The following is a 20,171-nucleotide window of genomic DNA, read 5'->3' as shown; positions in this document are numbered from 1 at the left end:
TAAAAGATGAAAAAACTAACATTTTTATTTTTATTACTTACCCTTGCTCTTGCCTCTTGTCAGGAAAAATATCCTGAGCTAAAAGACGGTGTTTATGCTGAATTTGTTACCAATAAAGGAACTTTTGTTGCACAGCTTAAAAACGAAACCGCACCACTTACGGTTTCTAACTTTGTGGCTTTAGCCGAAGGAACCAACGGAATGGTTGACTCACTTTACAAAGGAAAACGTTTTTATGACGGTCTAACTTTCCACCGTATTATTAAGGATTTTATGATCCAAGGTGGTGATCCAAAAGGAGATGGTACTGGTAATCCAGGTTTTGCATTTCCTGACGAACCAAATGACACGATCCGTTTCAGCAAAAAAGGACTTTTAGCAATGGCAAATTCTGGCCCAGATACTAACGGTAGCCAGTTTTTTATCACACTAAAAGAAACTCCGTGGCTTGATGGAAGACACACAATTTTTGGCGAAATAGTATTGGGACAAGAAGTTGTAGATTCAATAGGAAATCTTGAAACTGAAAAGCCAGGCGATAAGCCAAAAGAGCCAATTATTCTTGAAAAAGTGAATATTATAAATAAAGGAAAAGTAAAAGTTCCTTATTTCACTGAAGAAATGGCGAAGCTTGAAAAAGAAAAGAAAGAGAAAGAAGAACGCATCAATAAAGTAGCAACAAACAAAGCTAAGGAGCTTGAAGCTTTCAGAGGAAAAGCAGATTCACTTCCTTCAGGTATTAAAATCTTTTTCGCGAAAAAAGGAGAAGGCCCACAACCCAAAGAAGGCGATAAAATCTTGATGAACTATGCAGGATATCTTGCAGACGGACATTTATTTGATTCGAATATTCTTTCAAACGCAGAACAATTTGAAATGGTTGACGAAATGCGCAAAGCTGCTGAACAATATGTGCCGGTACCAACAGATTATAGTACTGAAGCAAAATTGATCCCAGGCTTCCGTGAAGGTTTATTGAATATGAAAGTAGGCGATGAAACCATAATTTTCATTCCTGCTCATTTAGCTTATGGCAAAAGAGGAATTCCAGGAGTTATACCTCCAGATTCTGAATTGATTTTCAACCTTCAGATTGTTGAGATAGTAGAGTAATTTCAGACAAAATACAATTGCAAAAAAGGAATCGATCTCTCGGTTCCTTTTTTTTTGCGTAAATAAGTTTAAATTTATAATAGATTAAAGTACTACTAATCTTAAGTCCAAAAAGATAATGAGACAATCACACAAATATGGATTGATCAAACATGTATCGATTGTCACATTCTTCTTTTTATTACTATTATTGAATAGTTGTAATAAGGATGATGATAGTGTGAAAGATTCTATAATTGGTTCATGGCAAATGATAGAGTTCTATGGAAGTGATGGCTCAAACTTTCCAGAGTGGTACTCAGTGGCGAATGGCTTCACTTATAATTTTCAGAGTAATGATGTAATTACTTCAAATGACTTTACGTGTAATGGGGTTTGGACGTTCAATTCATCCAACAATATTAATATCACGTTTGATTGTCTAGAAGCTGGTTCACTCGGGGATTACGATGTAACATTTGAGGAAGGAAATTTGATATTAACACCAAACCCATCGTCCTGCGACGAAGGTTGCGCAGAAAAATTTAAACGATTGGACTAGTAATAAATACAAAAAGAGGAACCAGTTTTTAAACTAGTTCCTCTTTTTTTTTGAAGCGTTACTCAAGGGAAACACTACTATTTCTAATAATCAATAAACTTATTATTAAAGAAGAATCCGTCGTGCCTCGTATAGCGCAGCGGTCTTGAGTCTTGGTTCTATTTTTTCGGAATGTTCTTCAATATTTCCAATACAAATTCCCAATATTTTTGAGCGGAAGAAATACTTGCGCGTTCATCGGGAGAGTGTGCTCCTCTAATTGTTGGACCGAAAGAAATCATATCCATTTCAGGATAATTCTGACCTAAAATACCACATTCCAATCCGGCGTGGCAAGCAGCTACTTCGGCTTTTTCGCCGTTCATTTTTTGATAAAGACCGTCTAAAACCTTTAAAATTGCGCTGTCCATATTTGGCGCCCAACCAGGATAATCGCCATCTAATTTTACTTTATAGCCTGCAAGTTCAAAAACTGAGGTTAATGCGTTTGCCAAAACATCTTTAGAAGACGCTACTGAACTACGAGTTAAACATTCTACTTTAATGTTGCCATTTTCAACTGAAACCTTCGCAATGTTATTTGAAGTTTCCACCAAATCTCCAATATCTGGGCTCATTCTGTAAACGCCGTTATGTGCAGCGTTCATTACATTAAAGAAATTTCTTTGATCGGCTTCACTCATTACTTTCGTACTAGCTTCATCAGCTTTTTCAGCAGTAATAGAAAGATTTGGATCTAAAGATTTGTATTCTGAAACAATAACTTGCTTCATTTTTTCAATTCCCAAAAGAAAATCTTCTTCCGAAGTAACTACAACTTTAGCTACACTTTCGCGCGGAATTGCATTGCGAAGACTTCCGCCTTCCAGTTTCGCCAATTGCATAGAATCTTGCACAGCGAAAAGCAAACGATTCATTAATTTGTTGGCGTTACCCAAACCTTTAATAATTTCCATTCCACTATGACCACCGCTAAGACCTTTCACTTTTATAGTAAAGCTAGTTGCATTTTTTGGAGCGTCAACTTCAGAATAGTTACCAGTTGCAGTAACATCAACACCGCCGGCACAGCCAACGCCTATTTCGTCATCTTCTTCTGTGTCAAGATTTAAAAGAATATCGCCTTTTAGCAAACCGCCTTTTAATCCTTTGGCACCCGTCATTCCTGTTTCTTCATCTATCGTAAAAAGCGCTTCAATTGCAGGGTGTTCAATTTCGTTGCTTTCAAGAATCGCCATAATAGTGGCAACTCCCAAACCATTGTCTGCGCCCAGCGTTGTTCCTTTTGCACGAACCCAATCTCCATCTACATACATTTCAATTCCCTGTGTATCAAAATTGAAATCGGTGTCGTTATTTTTTTGGTGAACCATATCAAGATGGCTTTGTAAAACAATCATTTTACGATCTTCCATTCCTTTGGTTGCAGGCTTGCGAACTATAACATTACCCACTTCATCTTCCATAGTTTCCAAACCGAGCTTCGTTCCGAAGTCTTTCATAAAAGCAATAACGCGTTCCTCTTTTTTAGAAGGGCGCGGCACAGCGTTTAGGTCTGCAAATTTGTTCCAAAGCGCTTTGGGCTTTAGGTTTCTTATTTCTTCGTTCATAGTTTATAATTTATAATTTGAGTTGTGATTTTTTTTACCACGAATACACGAATAACAATAAATTCTCTTTGTTGTGTTTTTCCAAATATTTTAAAAAATAATTCATGCATTAGTGGTTAAATATCCATCACGAATGCGCGAATTATTTAAACTAAATACAATGAAAATACATTCGTGTATTCGTGGTCAACTAATCGCAAATTTACGGTTTTGTGATCGCTATAAAAATTATGTAGTGAAAGAATTCCTTTGTAAGTTTGGATTATGCAAAAACGAACCTCAGCATTCCTCGCTTTATTTCTATTTGTGCAGATAATTGCACTTCAGGTTTTAAAGCATTTTCCAGCGTTCGTTGAAAAATATTACAGCCTCGGAATCTACCCTTGGATTTCAAAAATCTCCCGCTACCTTTTTGGCTGGGTTCCATTTTCTGTTGGCGATTTGTTTTATCTACTCATAATTATAGTTGCCATTCACTGGCTCTATAAAAATGTGAAAAGACTAAAAAACGACAAATTGTATTTTTTTGTAGATATTCTGGCGGCTGTTTCGGTAGTGTATTTAATGTTTCACGTGCTTTGGGGGTATAATTATTACCGGCTTCCCTTACACAAATCATTGCAGTTAAAGAGCGATTATACCACTGAACAACTTTTAAACACAACCAACCGTTTTATTGAAAAGAGCAATGCATTGCACCGCGAATTGGGCTATGCCGATAGCGTAAAAATTGAGCTACCGTACACTCAAAAGGAGATATTCAAAAAAACATTGAATGGTTATGAAAATCTGGAGAAAGAATTTCCGCAGCTGGCCATTTCGCCGCGAAGCATCAAAAAAAGTGGTTGGAGTTTAGGCCTTACCATTATGGGTTATAGTGGCTATTTAAACCCTTTTTCAGGCGAAGCACAAGTAAACAACCTCATCACAACCTACAAGTTTCCGGTAGTAACTTGCCACGAAGAAGCGCACCAAATAGGCTATGCCGCAGAAAACGAAGCCAATTTTATAGCCACACTTTCCACATTGCACAATGACGACCCGTATATTCAGTATGCTGGATATATTTTTACACTGCGTTATTTAATTAATGAAATTGCCCGCAGAGACGAACCAAAATACTTCGAACTATTAACCACGATAAACCCAGGTATTTTGGAAAGCTATAAAGAAATGCGCGATTTCTGGGAAAGCTATCAAAACCCATTGGAGGATTTTTCAAAAATATTTTGGGACAACTTTTTAAAAGCAAACAACCAAAGCCGCGGAATCATGAGTTATGATTATATGGTGGCTCTGGTTGTAAATTATTTTGAAGATAAAACGCTGTGAAATCAAAATCGAAATCGAAACTGAAAATCGCACTTCTCACGTCTCACGTCTAAAATTTCAAGTCTATTTAACGTATTCTGCCTCGGCAGGTTTTGCGAAAACAGAAGCATCGAGCATCGTTTCGGTAGCTGTGATTTTATCGAATTTATAAGTTAACTTTTTATCTTTTGGCTTATTGTTTTCAACATTCCAAAAAGTAAATCGCTCTGGAAGCAACAATCCATTTACATTTTCCCATTTGTCGTATTTTATAAAATGCCAGTCATCACTTTTCTTTTGGTCTCTGAATGTTACTGTATAAGCCAACCACGTCATTTGGTTTGTTACGGAATCGAAGTATAAAATATACTCATCATCGGGCGAATCGCCCACGCCGTCGTTATATGAAATTTTAAAACCATTGTACATTTTTCCGTCTAATTCAGTTGCTTCAACGGCGGTATAATTGGTTCCGGGATCTGCGATTATAAAAGGCATTGCGTAAAAGTAGAACATCAAATTATGATAGAAAACAGGATTGCCTTTGTAGCCTAATTCGTTTTTTAGTAACCAAACGCCCTTATCGTCAAGACCAATGCTCCAATCTTTAGATTCAATTTTGGTCTTCCTGTCTGGCAATGAAATTGTGTGGATTTCGTCGCCATTTTTGCCTTTCATTTCAAAACAAAGATTGTTCATTTTTTGCCATTGCTTCAGGCCTCCGTGAGCTGTAAATATGTTTTGAAGTTGAGACGGAAATGTTTTTTCAACATTCATTGCCGTGTTTTTCGCTTCCCCATCGGGCGCTTCTATTCCGGTGCTGTCTAGTTCTGTTCCTTCTATCCGTGGATCTTCGCCACTCGTTTTTTTGTCGTTTTTACATGCCCAAAGTGAAAGGACAATTGCAGCTAATAAAATCAGTTTTTTCATAATTGGTTGGTTTATTAACCACTAAATGTAAAAAAGCTTCCCGTGTTGGGGAAGCTTTTTAGAAATGTTTATGATTAATAGATGTGAGATTGGAGATCTAAGATTTTAGACTTGCGTGATTAGTGCTTTATAATTTTCTTCACTGTTGAATTTCCTTCCGAAGAGATTTTCACGAAATACACTCCGTTTTCCAAAACAGAAACATTCATCTTCAACTTGCCGTTTTGCGGGAGCATAGTTTCAGAAAACAATTGTTTCCCTTGAATATCATAAAGTGAAATGGTTGTTTCTAAAACCAATTGGGACGATTGTACTGTAAAGTTTTCAGCAGTTGGATTTGGGTAAACACTTAAATCTTCAAAACCGAATGAATTTACAGAAAGGAACACTTCATCATCCAAGAAATCTGGAATGCTATTTCCATTAATATCGTCGTCTAATGGTGTGCCGTTGTTGTTATAGTCTTCATCAATAGTTAAAGTACCATCGCCATCATCGTCGTTGTCTAAATAATTTTCTACGTCGTCGCCATCGGTGTCAATATAGATATAAGACGGTGCAACGCCAGCGCCAATTCCAGTTGTTTCTACCAATGTTAAAACTGAATCGCCGTCGTCATCATCATCTAAATAATTTGGAATACCATCGCCGTCGGTGTCGTCATCGTTTAGGTTGCCGTTGTTGTTTATGTCTTCATCTTCATTGGCAATGCCATCACCGTCTGCATCGGGGGCTAGTTCATCTGTAGCGATTTCAAAAGTAGTTACAACAGAGCAGCTCGTATTTATATTTTCAACTCGAACATAAATTGTCTGTGGGTTGGAAGAGTTGGTGTACGAATTTGAATTCATTATTGGATTTAAACTGTTTAAGGCATCTGCCAGTGTTATATAAAACCCTACTATATAATCAGAAGGGTTCAACCCAGCCAAAATCACCGGAATATTCACCGTAAGATCAAAAATTGCAAACCCGTCGCCATCGCCTTCATTTATAAAGAGGTTGTTAGGTGGGGTTATTAAAGGATGATTAATTACCCTTAGTTCCAATTCAACAATAGTTGCACATTGAATTTGGTTACCTTCAACACGAACATAAACAATTTGTGAGTATGCTACTATATTTTCATATGGGCTAGGCAGTGGGGATGTTGCGTTCTCTGCGTCAATTAACGTTTCATGATAAGTAATACTAATATTAGATTGTCCATTGCCAATTTCAACATCCTTCACTGTAAGATCGAAAATAGCAAAGCCATCATTATCATCATCACACATTTCAAGCGGATAGGGGTTTTGATTGGGGCTTGGATTTGGCATTACAACCAACGTAAGCGTAACAAGGGTTTTGCAACCGTTAGTGGCTGCGACTCTACCAATTACGGTTTGTGGGGTAGAAGTGTTCTGAAAAGAATTTGGATTAGGAATAGGTACATTCGCCGCTTCATCGGCAGCGTTCATAAACCATACAACTGTTAGGCTGGGATCGCCATTTGTTACTTCATTGTGGACACTGGTAAGATCGAAAGTAGAGATTTCATCGGTTGGTGTGCTGCCGTTGATTTCATCATCACACAGCATCATTTCAAAAGGGCCCAGGTTTGGTGGTGTTGGGTCTATTATTAATTCAAAATTAGTTGTATCAAAATCGCCTGTTACAACAATTTCAATTCTAGCAAAAATAGTTTCTCCAGCACTTACATAGCTCTCAGGGTTTGCTATTGCATTTGTACCATTTAAAGCATCAATCAAAGTTTGGTAATAAGTAACACTATGTTCCGCGGGATTTTGAGTGCCAATAATAATAGTATCGTTTACTGTTAAATCAAACATTTCAACGCCGTCATTATTTAAATCGCAAGCATATAAATCTAGAGCTGGATTTGCCACTACTTGGGCAGATATTGTAATGGTAGTTATAAGAAAGCCTACTAAAAGTACAAATTTCTTCATAAGAAATATTTTTCTTGCAAGATATAAAAACAATTCAAAGCGTTAAGAAAGTTTTAACACTGAGTGCCAAAAATCAAATCGGTTCTAATTCCTGAAAGTTCAATCTGATTCTATGCTGAAATAGAAAGCAAAAAGCTTCTTCATAAATAATTTTCAGTAGCGTATCTTTGCGCAATGCACAAGTCCATTACAAGTTTTCATAATCCGTTGATAAAGCAGATTGTCCTGTTACAGGAAAAATCGCGCGAACGCCGCAAAACAAGTCTTTTTATTATTGAAGGCTTTCGCGAAATTTCGCTAGCAATAAAGGGCGGCTATCTCTTTAAAACCTTCCTTTTCTGTTCCGAAATTATTTCCGAAGAAGAAATATTCACGTTGAAAGAATCGGCAAATAACGAAGCAGAATTCATCGAAATTACTTCAGAAATCTATGAAAAACTCGCTTATCGCGGTTCTACCGAAGGTGTTTTGGCAATTGTGCATTCTAAAACTTTGGAACTTGCCAACCTGCAACTTGCAACCAAAAACCCTTTAATCCTAATAGCCGAAGCTCCCGAAAAACCAGGCAACATCGGCGCCCTACTTCGCACTGCAGATGCGGCAAATGTGGATGCTGTAATTATTGCCAACCCAAAAACAGATTTGTACAATCCCAACATCATCCGCAGCAGTGTGGGGTGTTTGTTTACCAATAAAATTGCTACGGGAAGCACTTCAGAAATTATTGCGTTTTTGAAAGCAAACAAGGTCAATATTTATTGCGCCGCATTACAAGCTTCGGTACCTTACCACACTTGTAATTTCAAAAAAAGTACAGCGATTGTTGTTGGAACTGAAGCCACCGGACTTTCGGATGAATGGCTCGAAAACAGCACCCAAAATATCATCATCCCAATGGAAGGTGAAATAGATAGTATGAACGTTTCCGTAGCTGCGGGAATCCTTATATTTGAGGCGAAGCGGCAACGAATTGCCCCCTAAGCCCCTTAGCCCCCAAAGGGGGAACTCGCTCCCAGTCTTTGAAAAAAAATGAATTTTGAATTTTAAACCTTGAATCTTTCCATTTGAAACCCGAAACCCTTTTCCTCATAATAATAGCAATATTAATTGTCAGTTTTATAATTGATCAATTGCTTGATTTTTTAAACGCCAAACATTTTAATGATCCACTTCCCGCAGAATTGCAGGACGTTTTTGATGAGGATGAATATAAAAAATCGCAGCGCTATAAAAAGGAAGGTTACAAATTCGGGATACTCAGCTCAGCAATTTCACTTGTTGCTACCCTCCTATTTTTCTTTTTTGACGGCTTTGCGTATGTAGACGAGTTAGCGCGTTCCTTTGCAAACAATGAAATAATTATCGCTTTAGCTTTCTTCGGAATCATAATGATTGCTAGCGATATTCTCAGCACGCCTTTTAGTTATTACAGCACTTTCGTTATTGAAGAAAAATACGGTTTTAATAAAACCACTCGTAAAACTTTTTTTCTCGATAAACTGAAGGGGTGGTTGATGGGCGCTGTTATCGGCGGTATTATTTTGGGTGCCATTATTTGGTTTTACCAAACTACGGGCAAAAACTTTTGGCTGTACGCTTGGGGAATCGTCACCGTTTTTACCGTTTTAATGAATCTGTTTTATGCACGTTTCATCGTTCCACTTTTCAATAAACAAACTGCGCTGGAAGAAGGTTCGCTGCGTTCACAAATAGAAACGTACGCGTCACAAGTGGGTTTTACGCTCGATAAAATATTCGTAATTGACGGCAGTAAACGCAGTACAAAAGCAAACGCCTATTTCTCTGGCTTCGGAAGTGAAAAGCGCATAACCCTTTACGACACCCTAATAAAAGATTTAAACGAAGAGGAAATAGTAGCCGTCCTCGCGCACGAAGTTGGACATTACAAACGCAACCATATCATCATCAATCTATTTGCCGCAATCCTAACCACAGGATTTACGCTTTGGTTACTTTCACTATTTATCGGCAATCCTTTATTTTCTGAAGCGCTGAATGTTTCGCAACCTTCGTTTCATATCGGGTTGGTTGTTTTTGGGGTTTTATACAGTCCTATTTCTGGGATAACAAGTCTTTTGATGAATTTCCTTTCCCAGAAATTTGAATACCAAGCAGACAATTTTGCGAAACAAACGTATGCCGCTCCCCCATTGATTTCAGGTTTAAAAAAACTTTCAAAAAATAGTCTGAGTAATCTAACTCCGCATCCATTGTATGTTTTTGCCCATTACTCGCATCCTACGCTTTTGCAGCGGTTTCAAAATCTGAAAAAATAAACTACCTTTCCTAGACCAACTAAGAAAGGTAAAGTGAAAACCACAATCACCCGCACCGTTTGGATTCTCTCCCTCGTCAGTCTGTTTACAGATATGGCCAGCGAAATGCTTTACCCAATAATGCCCATTTATCTAAAAAGTATTGGGTTTTCCATTATTTTAATTGGTGTTTTGGAGGGATTGGTGGAAGCCGTTGCTGGATTGAGTAAAGGTTATTTTGGACAGTTAAGCGATAGCAAAGCCAAGCGCGCTCCTTTCATCCAACTTGGCTACGCGCTCAGCGCTATTTCAAAACCGATGATGGCGTTTTTTGTATACCCACTTTGGATTTTCTTCGCAAGAACTACGGATAGATTGGGAAAAGGAATCCGCACTGGCGCACGGGATGCAATGCTTTCCAGAGAAACTACTAAAGAAAACAAAGGTAAAGTTTTCGGTTTCCACCGATCCATGGATACTTTTGGCGCCGTGCTGGGTCCTGCACTTGCACTACTCTATTTATATTTTTATCCCGCAGATTATATAAATCTTTTTTACATCGCTTTTATCCCAGGAGTTTTGGCTGTTGTTGCCTCTTTTCTTTTGAAAGATAAAAAAGTTGAATTCACTTCTGAAAAGAAAAAAATCAGTTTCTTTTCATTTATAAAATATTGGAAAACAAGCCCCCCCGAATATAGAAAAGTAGTACTCGGACTTTTATTTTTCGCGCTTTTTAATAGCAGCGACGTTTTTCTATTGTTAAAAGCGAAAGATGCTGGATTGGACGACACTTGGGTAATTGGCATTTACATTTTTTATAATTTAATATATGCCCTCACAGCATATCCTTTGGGTAGTTTCGCAGATAAAATTGGACTTAAAAAAATGTTCGTTTTTGGATTAGTAATTTTCAGTCTGGTGTATTTTGGAATGGGTTTAACCACAAACTTGTACGTTATTATTGCTCTTTTCTTTGGTTACGGAATATACGCCGCAGCCACCGAAGGCATTTCCAAAGCATGGATTACGAATATTTCCAAAGACGAAAATACCGCCACCGCCGTGGGCACTTATTCTGCTTTCCAAAGCATTGTTGCAATGGTTGCCAGTGTTATGGCGGGGCTATTGTGGTTTTATTTTGGCGCAAGCGTAACGTTTTTTGTATCTGCTTTTGCAACATTAATAGTCGTTATTTATTTTCTGGGGAATATTTCATCGTCGGTTAAACAATAATCTTTAGTGAAGACCTACAAGGTTTTTGAAACCTTGCAGGAGGTTTTAATAATACTTGTTTCGAATAATTCAACAAACGGCCACATTTCCAAAAAACAATAAACGATAAACAATAAACAATAACCAATAGAATATTATCTTTGCCCACTGTTTAGAATTTTACACTTATGACAATTTCATTTAACTGGCTAAAAGAATTTATCAACCTACCTTGGGACGCCGAAAAAACTGGCGAACTATTAACAGACCTCGGTCTTGAAGTAGAAGGAATAGAAGATTTTTCTTCCGTAAAAGGTGGCTTAGAAGGCGTAGTAGTTGGTTACGTTTTAGAATGCACCCAACACACCAACGCAGACCGATTGAAGGTAACAAAAGTAGATGTGGGCACAGGCGAACCAATTCAGATTGTTTGTGGCGCTCCTAACATTGCCGTTGGTCAAAAGGTTCCTGTAGCCACTGTGGGCACTACACTTTATGATGCAGATGGAAATCCTTGGCAAATAAATAAAGGTAAAATACGTGGCGAAGTTAGTGAAGGAATGATCTGTGCCGAAGACGAACTCGGCATCGGAAAATCGCACGACGGTATAATGGTTCTTAGCTCTAAATTAAAGCCTGGAACTGCATTAGCCAAAGTTTTACAAATTGAAAACGACAAAGTTTTTGAAATAGGTCTTACCCCTAACCGAGCCGACGCAATGAGTCATTGGGGAGTTGCTCGCGATTTAAAAGCGGGACTTCTTCACCATGGTATTTCAACAAAACTGAATACACCATCTTCTAGTAATTTTAGAATAGACAGCCGCACATTAAAAATTGATGTAAAAGTTGAAGACAATGCGCTCGCACCAAGATATTGCGGAATTACAATTAGCAATATAAAAGTTGGTCCGTCGCCTGCATGGATTCAAAATAGACTGAAAGCCATCGGGCAAACACCAATTAACAATATTGTGGATGTTACAAATTATGTGCTCCACGAACTTGGTCAACCCCTGCACGCATTTGATGCTGCAAAAATTTCTGGGAATACGGTACATGTAAAAACACTTCCAGCTGGCACAAAATTTACTACCCTCGAAGGTATTGAACGCGAACTTCACGAAGAAGATTTAATGATTTGTGATGCCGAAAAACCTATGTGTATTGCTGGTGTTTTTGGCGGAATGAATAGTGGGGTAACCGAAGAAACAACCAGTATTTTCCTAGAAAGCGCATATTTCAACCCTGTGAGCGTTCGTAAAACTGCAAAACGCCACAGTCTTAGTACAGATGCCTCTTTTCGTTTTGAGAGAGGAATTGATCCTAATATTGCAGATTATGCACTTCGCCACGCTTCTATTTTAATTCTTCAAATTGCTGGCGGACAAATAACCAGTGATTTGATTGATGTTTATCCAAAAAAGATTGAAGACCACCAAGTTTTTCTACATTTTGAAAAGGCGAATAAATTAATTGGCGAGGAAATTTCAAAGGAAACCATCAAGGAAATTCTTACATCGCTAGAGATGAAAATTATCAACGTAACTGAAACCGGAATTGGGATGACTATTCCAGCATACCGCAACGACGTTACCCGAGATGTGGATGTTATTGAAGAAGTTCTTCGGGTGTATGGTTATAATAACGTGAAATTCACCCAAAAATTAAACGCTTCTATTTCCACTATTTTGCCAGGTGGAGATTATACGGTTCAAAATAAAATAGCTTCGCAACTTACGGCGCGTGGTTTTCACGAAATGTTGAACAATTCGCTTACCTCACCAAATTATTCAGCTTTAAGCGAAACGTTAAAAGATCATTATAATATAACAATGCTTAATCCGCTAAGCCAAGATTTATCGGTGATGCGCCAATCTATGTTATTTTCTGGCCTTGAAGCAATTGAATACAATAGCAATAGAAAAAGTAGCGACTTAAAGTTTTTTGAATACGGAAAGACCTATCATAATTTTCCTGGCGGCAGAACCGAAACAAAGCATTTATCACTTTTTATTACAGGATTAAAGGCAGACGTTAATTGGGCTTTACCTGAAGCAAAGAGCAATTTTTTCTACGGAAAAGGTACCGTTTCAAGTTTAATGGAGCGTTTGGGTCTTGATGGTTATTCGGAAGAAAATACTGAAAATGATATTTTTTCCGAAGCAATTGCTTTCAAAAGAAACAAAGAAATTATTGTTGAATTCGGTATTGTGAAAAAGAAAATCACCAAAGAATTTGATGTTGATGCGGAAGTTTTCTATGCAGATTTTAATTGGGATGAAGTGTTGAAACAACTTACCACTAAAAATTTCAAATTAAAACCAATCGCGAAATTTCAAGCTGCACAACGCGACTTTGCATTGCTTTTAGACGATTCTGTAAAGTTTGATGATCTCCGCCAAGCGGCCTTTCAAACTGATAAAAAACATTTAAAAACAGTAACGCTTTTTGATGTTTACAAAGGTGAAAACCTTCCCGAAGGAAAGAAGAGTTATGCGCTTAGCTTCACCATTCAAGATGACGAAAAAACATTGACAGATAAGCAGATTGACAAAATTATGAGCAAGCTAAAGCAAAAATTCGAAAATGAATTTGGTGCTGCGCTGCGATAGATAAAACTTAAAATTAAAAAACGGCGACCCGAAAAGGTCGCCGTTTTTAGTAAAGGATTTTTTGGCAATATTACATTGGCAAAACCACGCTGTCAATTACGTGTATAACTCCGTTAGACTGATTTACATCGGCTATAGTAACTGTTGCCATACCACCGTTTTCGTCCATTAGCATTACTTTTTTACCTTTCATCATTACAGTTAAAGTTCCACCACTTACAGTTTTGTAAGTTGCTTTTCCGTTTCCTTTTTTTATGTCCATCATAATATCTGCAGCACTGTGTTTTCCAGCAACTACATGATACGTAAGTATAGATTGTAGTTTTGCCTTATTTTCAGGCTTCAACAATGTTTCCACTGTTCCTTTTGGCAATTTTTCGAATGCCGAATTGGTTGGCGCAAATACTGTAAATGGCCCATCACTTTGAAGTGTTTCAACTAAATCTGCTGCTTTTACCGCTGCCACTAGTGTAGTGTGGTCTTTTGAATTTACCGCGTTTTCAACGATGTTTTTGCTTGGGTACATTTCGGCACCACCTACCATTACTGTTTTTTCATTACTCATCATTTTGCTTTGTGCAAAACTAGAAGTTGTTCCTACTAAAAGTGCGATAGCAAATACTGCTGCTGTAAAAATGTTTGTTTTCATAATATGTTTTTAGGTTTATATTTATGTACCTATAAACGAAAGTCCCGAAGTTGCGGTTTCGCAATTTCGGGACTTTAATGTTTATTTAACTTTTATAAAACTAGTTTGCCGCTGGCGGAAAAACTAAACCATTCACTATATGAAAGAAACCATTTTTATGGTAGAAATCTGAAGCTATTAATGTTGCCGTATTATTATCCTCATCGAAAAGCATAAGTTGCCCAGCCTCCTCTTTTATTCCTAATTTTTGCCCTTCAACTGTAGTTAAATACGCAATACCACCATTTTTTTCAACCGCCATTATAAGGCTGTTGCTGTCTAATCTTCCTGGTACGGCTAAATATTTCACAACTGAATTTATCAACCTAGTATTTCCCAATACCGAATCTCTACTTTTCTTAGATAAATTAGTAAAAGCTTCATCTGCGATTGCGAAAATTGTAACCATTTCCTGAGCTTCCAACGTTTTGCGCAGCGGGTCGTTCTTTAATAATTTCGCCATAATTGTGAAATCTGGCGCTTCTTCCAGATTTTCATAAAAAGTTTTACTAGATGTAAAAGTACTTTCACCCAGTACTTTTGAAACTTCATCATTATTGGTCGAAATGTATTTCTGGGCCGAAACCGTGGTTGCGAAACATACTATTAAAAGCAGTAAAAATGTATTCTTGAGTTGCATAGAAAAAATTTAAGATTGTAAATATAACAAAGCCAACACTTCTATAAACGTAAAAGACTTGTACTTATTAAAAAAATGATTCGAAATGTGTTAAATTGTTGTCATGCTGGAATGTACTGTGTAATTTTAGTAATCTAAAAAATAGTTTCCATGTTTTCGAGGACCAATATTGAAAAGCAGCTTCTAAAGTCTCGATCTAAACGAATTGAAGAAGAAGCTATTATGGACGAAATTCAGTGTATATTTTCTGAAAACGAAAAACAACGCAAAGAAATTCTTTCTAATTTAACCGAAAAAGCTATTGAAGTTGAAAATCATTTCAATTTTGATTTATTGAATAGCACACATATTTTTCACATTGAAGATATTAAAAACCTCTGTATTACTTACAGATTACGCTTTTTAGACTCGCATTATTTTAAAGGAGATTTTCCCGAAGAAGCAATTTCAGAAATTAGAAGCCTTGAAAATTCACATAATATTACACTTAAAAACTTTAAAATAGTTGCTCCCTCAAAATTGATGAAATTAGAGAACGCAGACGACCCGATGCTTTTTGCACCAATGGGTAACGACTACTTTTACTTAATTTATAAATGGGGCAAAGACCTGCATCCCTTTAGAAAATTGATGATGTGGCCTTATAAAAATTTTGAGAACCTTTTATTTACTGTTACATTGCTGAGTGCTTTTATTACCACAATCGCACCTATGCATTGGTTCAGTAAAGAACCAAATTTTTCAGAATATTTATTTCTGTTCTTGTTTATTTTTAAAGGTGTAGGCGGAATGGTGATTTTCTATGGTTTTTCAAAAGGAAAGAATTTTAATGGCGCTATTTGGAACAGTAAATATTATAATGCCTGATTTCAATAGTCAGTGGTCAGTGGTCAGTGGTCAGTGGTCAGTGGTCAGTGGTCAGTGGTCAGTGGTCAGTGGTCAAAAAACATAAAAAATATATTAACTCAATAACATAAAAAATGTCAGATAACAAAGAAGAAACAATCCGCATATACACCGGATCAGATATTATGGCCGCAGCCTTAGTAGGAAGATTAAAAGACGCAAATATTACCCCAATACTTCGTGATGATGAACAAAGCGGCGTTATGTTTGGTTCCGGCAGCAAATATGACGATCAAGTGCGCGTATTTGTGCGTAAAGACGAACTAGCCACTGCACAACCTATCGTGGATGCATATCTTAAAGAAATAGAAGAATAAATGAATTAACAGTGAGCGGTGAGTGAAATACTTTTTTTTAACACGTTTACTATTCTACCTTTACCAAAAAAAACTATGTCTGAAACAAAAAGAATTTATACCGGCCCAACGCTTATTGCCAAAGGTTTGATAGCACGCTTAAATGAAATTGACATCAACCCAATTGAACGCAATGATCACGACAGCAGTGTACGCGCAGGCTTTACAATGAGTATTGCTAACCAAACTATGGTTTTTATCAGAAATGATGAATATGAAAAGGCGCAAAGCACCATAGAGGAGTTTTTAGTAGAAATTACTGAAGAATAAAATGAAGGTCAGTATTAATGAACTTTAACAACAAAAGAATATTCGCGTTTTTAATCGACTTACTGATTATCGCAACGATCTCGGCGCTATCTTCAGGGTTTTTTGAGATTGAAAGAGAGTTGGGCACAACGACAATTTTCGACACAACTTTTACCTACGGAATCAGTTGGTCCTTTTTATTCTATTCGATGTATTTTATTATTTTCGATATTTTCAACAATGCAATTACAGTTGGGAAGCAAGTGATGAAAATAAAAGTTGTTCTAAAAAACAATGACCAATTAAGCCTACAATCACGAATATATCGGACAGTATTAAAAATGATAAGTATTCTATTTCTTCCAATTAGTGCACTTGTATTTCTAATAAATGGAAATACTCTTGAAGACAAATATAGTAATACGAAAACGGTTGAAACTTCATTTAGTTTCTCCAATTAAAAAAAAGTCAGTATTGATTTGAAGGTTTTTCAAATCAATACTGACTTTTTAAATTTTTGATTAAAGCTATGCTTAAGCTTCTACAGCGTACATTTTATCGCGCTGCTCTTTCAATTTTTTATCGTTCATATACTCATCAAAAGTTGTGTAACGATCTATTGCGCCGCTTGGAGTAAGTTCTATAACTCGTGTTCCAACGGTTTGTGCAAACTCGTGATCGTGAGTTGTAAGCAAAATCGTTCCCTTAAAGTTTTTTAATGAATTGTTGAAAGCCGTAATAGATTCCAAATCTAAGTGGTTTGTAGGCTCGTCTAGCATTAAAACGTTTGCACGCTGCATCATCATACGGCTAAGCATACATCTTACTTTTTCACCTCCAGAGAGCACATTACTCGTCTTAAGTGCTTCTTCACCGCTGAAAAGCATTTTTCCTAAGAAACCACGGATGAAAACTTCTTCGCGCTCTTCTTCCGTTTTAGTGTATTGACGCAACCAATCTACTAGCGACAGATTATTTTTAAAAAAATCTTCGTTGTCTAGTGGCAAATAACTTTGGTTTGTAGTAATTCCCCATTGAAAAGATCCAGTATCTGCTTCCATATGGCCGTTTAATATTTCATAAAAAGCTGTAGCAGCACGAGAATCTCTAGAGTAAATTACTACTTTATCGCCTTTCGCTAAGTTGATATTCACATTTTTGAAAAGCACTTCGCCATCTATAGAGGCCGAAAGATTTTCACCAGTTAAAATTTGATCGCCAGCTTCACGCTCACGTTCAAAAATAATTGCTGGGTAGCGACGGCTTGAAGGTCTAATTTCTTCAATATTCAATTTTTCAATCATTTTTTTACGCGAAGTTGCTTGTTTGCTTTTTGCAACGTTTGCACTAAAACGCATAATAAATTCTTGAAGTTCTTTCTTCTTTTCTTCAGCTTTCTTGTTCTGCTGCGAACGTTGACGTGCAGCTAATTGGCTACTTTCGTACCAGAAAGTATAGTTACCGCTGTAATGCGTAATTTTTCCGAAGTCAATATCGCTAATGTGTGTACACACCGCATCTAAGAAGTGACGGTCGTGAGAAACAACGATTACGCAGTTATCGTAATTGGCTAAAAAGTTTTCTAACCAATTGATGGTTTCGTAATCCAAATCGTTGGTAGGCTCATCCATAATAAGCACATCTGGATTACCAAAAAGCGCTTGCGCTAAAAGCACTCGCACCTTTTGTTTTCCATCCAAATCTTTCATCAAAGTAAAATGAAGGCTTGCATCAATACCTAAGTTTGAAAGCATTGCTGCTGCATCACTGTCTGCATTCCACCCGTTCATTTCTTCAAAAGTTACTTGAAGTTCGCCAATTTTTTCGGCGTTATCATCGGTATAATCTTCGTAAAGTTTGTCTATTTGCGTTTTTATTGAAAACAATTCCTTATTCCCCCTAACAACGGTTTCCAAAACCATATAATCATCATAGGTGTTGTGGTTTTGTTCGAAAACAGACATACGTTTTCCTTTTTCCAAATGCACGTGGCCAGAAGTAGGATCTTGTTTGCCTGAAATAATTTTTAATAAGGTGGATTTTCCGGCGCCATTAGCACCAATAATTCCATATATATTGCCCGTAGTGAACTGTGTACTCACCTCGTCAAACAATACACGTTTTCCAAACTGTACTGAAAGATTTGAAATTGAAAGCATAACTTTTTAAATTTTGCGCAAAAGTAGGTATTTAAGCGACACCCCGAAAAGATTAACGTTTTAAAAATCCTTTTAACTACCATTTAACACATTGATGCCAATGTGTTGCTAAATTTGTTAGCTATCTTTAAATTAAAATCGATTGTTCAAAAAACTACTTCCTCTCTTAATATTTACACTATTGCTTTCCTGTAAAGATAAGGAAGAGAACATTGTAGAAATTACTTGGATAAGCGGCCAAATAATAAATCCAACTCTCGATTATATTATTTTTTCCAAAGGAGATAAAATATTAGACACCGTTAAATTAGACTCCAATAACTTCTTCTTATACAAAACCGATAAAATTAAGGCTGGACTTTATAATTTTAAGCATAACGAAACTCAAGTATTTTTTATTGAGCCCGGTGATAGTTTGTTACTCCACGTAAACACTATTGATTTTGATGAATCGCTAGCCTATTCTGGAAGAGGTGGCGAACAGAACAACCTACTAATGTATCTGTATTTAAATAATGAAACTGAAAATCAAAAACTTCCAAATTGGTATACACTCTCTTCTAAAGATTTCACAAAGAAGATTGACTCTTTAAAACAGATTAAACTTAAAGAATACAAAAATTATATAGCTCAAAACCCTGTTGCAGACGGTTTCAAAAGAACAGCCTTGGCAAATATTACTTACGATTATTATATAAAAAAAGAAAAATACACCGCAGCGAATAGAAAGAATATAGCCGAATTCGATAAAAACTTTTTCGACTATAGAAAAAAAATAAATTTTGAATTAGACGAACTTAAATTTTACTATCCATATTACCGATTTATGAACCGATATTTTGAAAATCTAGTGTTTTCAGAATACAAAGCAAATACAATTGTAGACCGTAACTCGTACAAATTTAATTATAGAAAAATTCAACTTATTGACAGCATAGTTACTTCAGACACGCTAAAAAATAGTTTGCTTCGTTCTAACGCTCTTTATTATTTTCTAAATGCTAAGAATGCCGACGAGGAAGGTAAATTTCTAGAGGCATTCACAAAAATGAATACGGATGAAAATTATCTGAAAGAGGTTCGCAAAATGTACAATACAACTGTTAAACTCACGCCTGGCAACACAATTCCCAACGTTACTTTGGTAAATGCAGATAATATTGTAAAAGATTTATTAAGCGTTATTAAAACACCTACGGTTCTTTATTTCTGGTCTGGAAAATCGCCTACGCTGTATAAAAACATACATAGTCGTGCCGCAGAACTAAAATCTAAATATCCAGAATATACCTTTTTGGGAATAAATACCGACACTCACTTTAAAAAATGGCGACAAACTATAATCAATGCTGGTTATAATCCATCAAACGAATTTCAAATTGAAAATTTAAATGATGCCGAAAAGAAGTTGCTCGTAAAATATATGAATAGCGCCATAATATTGGATAAAAACGGAGTAATACTTGAAGGGAAGATCAATTTGTTCAACACTAATTTTGAGCAACTACTTCTTGGTTTTCTAAATAAGTAACCGCTCCAAAAGATAATCTTTTCGTCTCTGTGCAACGCCTGCTATTAGATTGCACACAATAAACAGAATTGGCAGCCAAGAG

18 protein-coding genes are annotated in these 20,171 nt (G+C 36.6%); 12 read left to right on the top strand and 6 right to left on the bottom strand.

The window, feature by feature from the left end:
* Positions 1-6: 6 nt before the first annotated feature.
* Both AC3RVG_RS00530 and AC3RVG_RS00525 read left to right on the top strand, forming a co-directional pair.
* Positions 7-1,113, top strand: a complete 1,107-nt coding sequence (locus AC3RVG_RS00530; protein ID WP_489689472.1) for a peptidylprolyl isomerase — start codon at positions 7-9, stop codon at positions 1,111-1,113.
* A 118-nt stretch (positions 1,114-1,231) separates the two neighbouring features.
* The gene (locus AC3RVG_RS00525) at positions 1,232-1,654 is read left to right on the top strand and encodes a hypothetical protein (protein WP_489689471.1); all 423 of its coding nucleotides are present in this window, start codon (positions 1,232-1,234) and stop codon (positions 1,652-1,654) included.
* Between the two features lie 158 nt (positions 1,655-1,812).
* Here AC3RVG_RS00525 and AC3RVG_RS00520 read toward each other — a convergent pair whose 3' ends face one another.
* Complete coding sequence (locus AC3RVG_RS00520; RefSeq protein WP_489689470.1) at positions 1,813-3,264, bottom strand: aminoacyl-histidine dipeptidase; 1,452 nt, start codon at positions 3,262-3,264, stop codon at positions 1,813-1,815.
* Between the two features lie 264 nt (positions 3,265-3,528).
* Between AC3RVG_RS00520 and AC3RVG_RS00515 the strand changes: the two genes are divergently transcribed.
* A complete protein-coding gene (locus AC3RVG_RS00515) occupies positions 3,529-4,596 on the top strand; it encodes a DUF3810 domain-containing protein (RefSeq protein ID WP_489689469.1) in 1,068 nt (355 codons plus the stop codon).
* Positions 4,597-4,659: 63 nt separating this feature from the next.
* Here AC3RVG_RS00515 and AC3RVG_RS00510 read toward each other — a convergent pair whose 3' ends face one another.
* Both AC3RVG_RS00510 and AC3RVG_RS00505 read right to left on the bottom strand, forming a co-directional pair.
* Positions 4,660-5,505, bottom strand: coding sequence for a DUF6503 family protein (locus tag AC3RVG_RS00510; protein WP_489689468.1), 846 nt, complete (start codon positions 5,503-5,505; stop codon positions 4,660-4,662).
* Positions 5,506-5,624: 119 nt separating this feature from the next.
* Positions 5,625-7,457, bottom strand: coding sequence for a T9SS type A sorting domain-containing protein (locus tag AC3RVG_RS00505; protein WP_489689467.1), 1,833 nt, complete (start codon positions 7,455-7,457; stop codon positions 5,625-5,627).
* Between the two features lie 174 nt (positions 7,458-7,631).
* On the opposite strand from AC3RVG_RS00505, the gene AC3RVG_RS00500 reads away from it, so the two are divergent.
* The 4 genes from AC3RVG_RS00500 (at position 7,632) to pheT (ending at position 13,560) form a co-directional block, all read left to right on the top strand.
* Positions 7,632-8,438, top strand: coding sequence for a TrmH family RNA methyltransferase (locus tag AC3RVG_RS00500; RefSeq protein WP_489689466.1), 807 nt, complete (start codon positions 7,632-7,634; stop codon positions 8,436-8,438).
* Between the two features lie 83 nt (positions 8,439-8,521).
* A complete protein-coding gene (locus AC3RVG_RS00495; protein WP_489689465.1) occupies positions 8,522-9,754 on the top strand; it encodes a M48 family metallopeptidase in 1,233 nt (410 codons plus the stop codon).
* A 33-nt stretch (positions 9,755-9,787) separates the two neighbouring features.
* A complete protein-coding gene (locus AC3RVG_RS00490; RefSeq protein WP_489689464.1) occupies positions 9,788-10,966 on the top strand; it encodes an MFS transporter in 1,179 nt (392 codons plus the stop codon).
* Between the two features lie 167 nt (positions 10,967-11,133).
* Positions 11,134-13,560, top strand: a complete 2,427-nt coding sequence (pheT, locus tag AC3RVG_RS00485) for a phenylalanine--tRNA ligase subunit beta (RefSeq protein ID WP_489689463.1) — start codon at positions 11,134-11,136, stop codon at positions 13,558-13,560.
* 70 nt (positions 13,561-13,630) lie between these two features.
* On the opposite strand, the gene AC3RVG_RS00480 is transcribed toward pheT, so the two are convergent.
* Positions 13,631-14,209: a fasciclin domain-containing protein gene (locus AC3RVG_RS00480; protein ID WP_489689462.1), complete on the bottom strand. Its 579-nt coding sequence runs from the start codon at positions 14,207-14,209 to the stop codon at positions 13,631-13,633.
* Between the two features lie 100 nt (positions 14,210-14,309).
* Positions 14,310-14,888, bottom strand: coding sequence for a fasciclin domain-containing protein (locus AC3RVG_RS00475; RefSeq protein ID WP_489689461.1), 579 nt, complete (start codon positions 14,886-14,888; stop codon positions 14,310-14,312).
* Positions 14,889-15,038: 150 nt separating this feature from the next.
* Here AC3RVG_RS00475 and AC3RVG_RS00470 point away from each other — a divergent pair, with 150 nt between their 5' ends.
* From AC3RVG_RS00470 to AC3RVG_RS00455, 4 genes are all read left to right on the top strand, one after another.
* Positions 15,039-15,755, top strand: coding sequence for a hypothetical protein (locus AC3RVG_RS00470; protein ID WP_489689460.1), 717 nt, complete (start codon positions 15,039-15,041; stop codon positions 15,753-15,755).
* Between the two features lie 113 nt (positions 15,756-15,868).
* Positions 15,869-16,111 (top strand): putative signal transducing protein, encoded by a 243-nt coding sequence (locus AC3RVG_RS00465; protein ID WP_489689459.1) that lies wholly within the window; start codon positions 15,869-15,871, stop codon positions 16,109-16,111.
* 75 nt (positions 16,112-16,186) lie between these two features.
* Positions 16,187-16,420, top strand: coding sequence for a hypothetical protein (locus tag AC3RVG_RS00460; protein ID WP_489689458.1), 234 nt, complete (start codon positions 16,187-16,189; stop codon positions 16,418-16,420).
* 17 nt (positions 16,421-16,437) lie between these two features.
* Positions 16,438-16,860 (top strand): RDD family protein, encoded by a 423-nt coding sequence (locus AC3RVG_RS00455; RefSeq protein ID WP_489689457.1) that lies wholly within the window; start codon positions 16,438-16,440, stop codon positions 16,858-16,860.
* Between the two features lie 72 nt (positions 16,861-16,932).
* On the opposite strand, the gene AC3RVG_RS00450 is transcribed toward AC3RVG_RS00455, so the two are convergent.
* Positions 16,933-18,558 (bottom strand): ABC-F family ATP-binding cassette domain-containing protein, encoded by a 1,626-nt coding sequence (locus AC3RVG_RS00450; RefSeq protein ID WP_489689456.1) that lies wholly within the window; start codon positions 18,556-18,558, stop codon positions 16,933-16,935.
* A 142-nt stretch (positions 18,559-18,700) separates the two neighbouring features.
* Between AC3RVG_RS00450 and AC3RVG_RS00445 the strand changes: the two genes are divergently transcribed.
* Positions 18,701-20,089 (top strand): TlpA family protein disulfide reductase, encoded by a 1,389-nt coding sequence (locus AC3RVG_RS00445; protein WP_489689455.1) that lies wholly within the window; start codon positions 18,701-18,703, stop codon positions 20,087-20,089.
* Positions 20,090-20,171 lie beyond the last annotated feature (82 nt).

It is taken from the genome of Aequorivita sp. IT1282, from assembly GCF_058068205.1.
This window is presented reverse-complemented; position numbering and strand designations above follow the sequence as displayed.

Excerpts from the sequence above, each read along its gene's own strand:
- AC3RVG_RS00450 (WP_489689456.1), bottom strand. The coding sequence starts at position 18,558 with ATGCTTTCAATTTCAAATCTTTCAGTACAGTTTGGAAAACGTGTATTG.
- AC3RVG_RS00470 (WP_489689460.1), top strand. The coding sequence starts at position 15,039 with ATGTTTTCGAGGACCAATATTGAAAAGCAGCTTCTAAAGTCTCGATCT.
- AC3RVG_RS00505 (WP_489689467.1), bottom strand. The coding sequence starts at position 7,457 with ATGAAGAAATTTGTACTTTTAGTAGGCTTTCTTATAACTACCATTACA.
- AC3RVG_RS00515 (WP_489689469.1), top strand. The coding sequence starts at position 3,529 with ATGCAAAAACGAACCTCAGCATTCCTCGCTTTATTTCTATTTGTGCAG.
- AC3RVG_RS00525 (WP_489689471.1), top strand. The coding sequence starts at position 1,232 with ATGAGACAATCACACAAATATGGATTGATCAAACATGTATCGATTGTC.
- AC3RVG_RS00520 (WP_489689470.1), bottom strand. The coding sequence starts at position 3,264 with ATGAACGAAGAAATAAGAAACCTAAAGCCCAAAGCGCTTTGGAACAAA.
- AC3RVG_RS00455 (WP_489689457.1), top strand. The coding sequence starts at position 16,438 with ATGAACTTTAACAACAAAAGAATATTCGCGTTTTTAATCGACTTACTG.
- pheT (WP_489689463.1), top strand. The coding sequence starts at position 11,134 with ATGACAATTTCATTTAACTGGCTAAAAGAATTTATCAACCTACCTTGG.
- AC3RVG_RS00475 (WP_489689461.1), bottom strand. The coding sequence starts at position 14,888 with ATGCAACTCAAGAATACATTTTTACTGCTTTTAATAGTATGTTTCGCA.
- AC3RVG_RS00480 (WP_489689462.1), bottom strand. The coding sequence starts at position 14,209 with ATGAAAACAAACATTTTTACAGCAGCAGTATTTGCTATCGCACTTTTA.
- AC3RVG_RS00530 (WP_489689472.1), top strand. The coding sequence starts at position 7 with ATGAAAAAACTAACATTTTTATTTTTATTACTTACCCTTGCTCTTGCC.
- AC3RVG_RS00500 (WP_489689466.1), top strand. The coding sequence starts at position 7,632 with ATGCACAAGTCCATTACAAGTTTTCATAATCCGTTGATAAAGCAGATT.
- AC3RVG_RS00460 (WP_489689458.1), top strand. The coding sequence starts at position 16,187 with ATGTCTGAAACAAAAAGAATTTATACCGGCCCAACGCTTATTGCCAAA.
- AC3RVG_RS00465 (WP_489689459.1), top strand. The coding sequence starts at position 15,869 with ATGTCAGATAACAAAGAAGAAACAATCCGCATATACACCGGATCAGAT.
- AC3RVG_RS00510 (WP_489689468.1), bottom strand. The coding sequence starts at position 5,505 with ATGAAAAAACTGATTTTATTAGCTGCAATTGTCCTTTCACTTTGGGCA.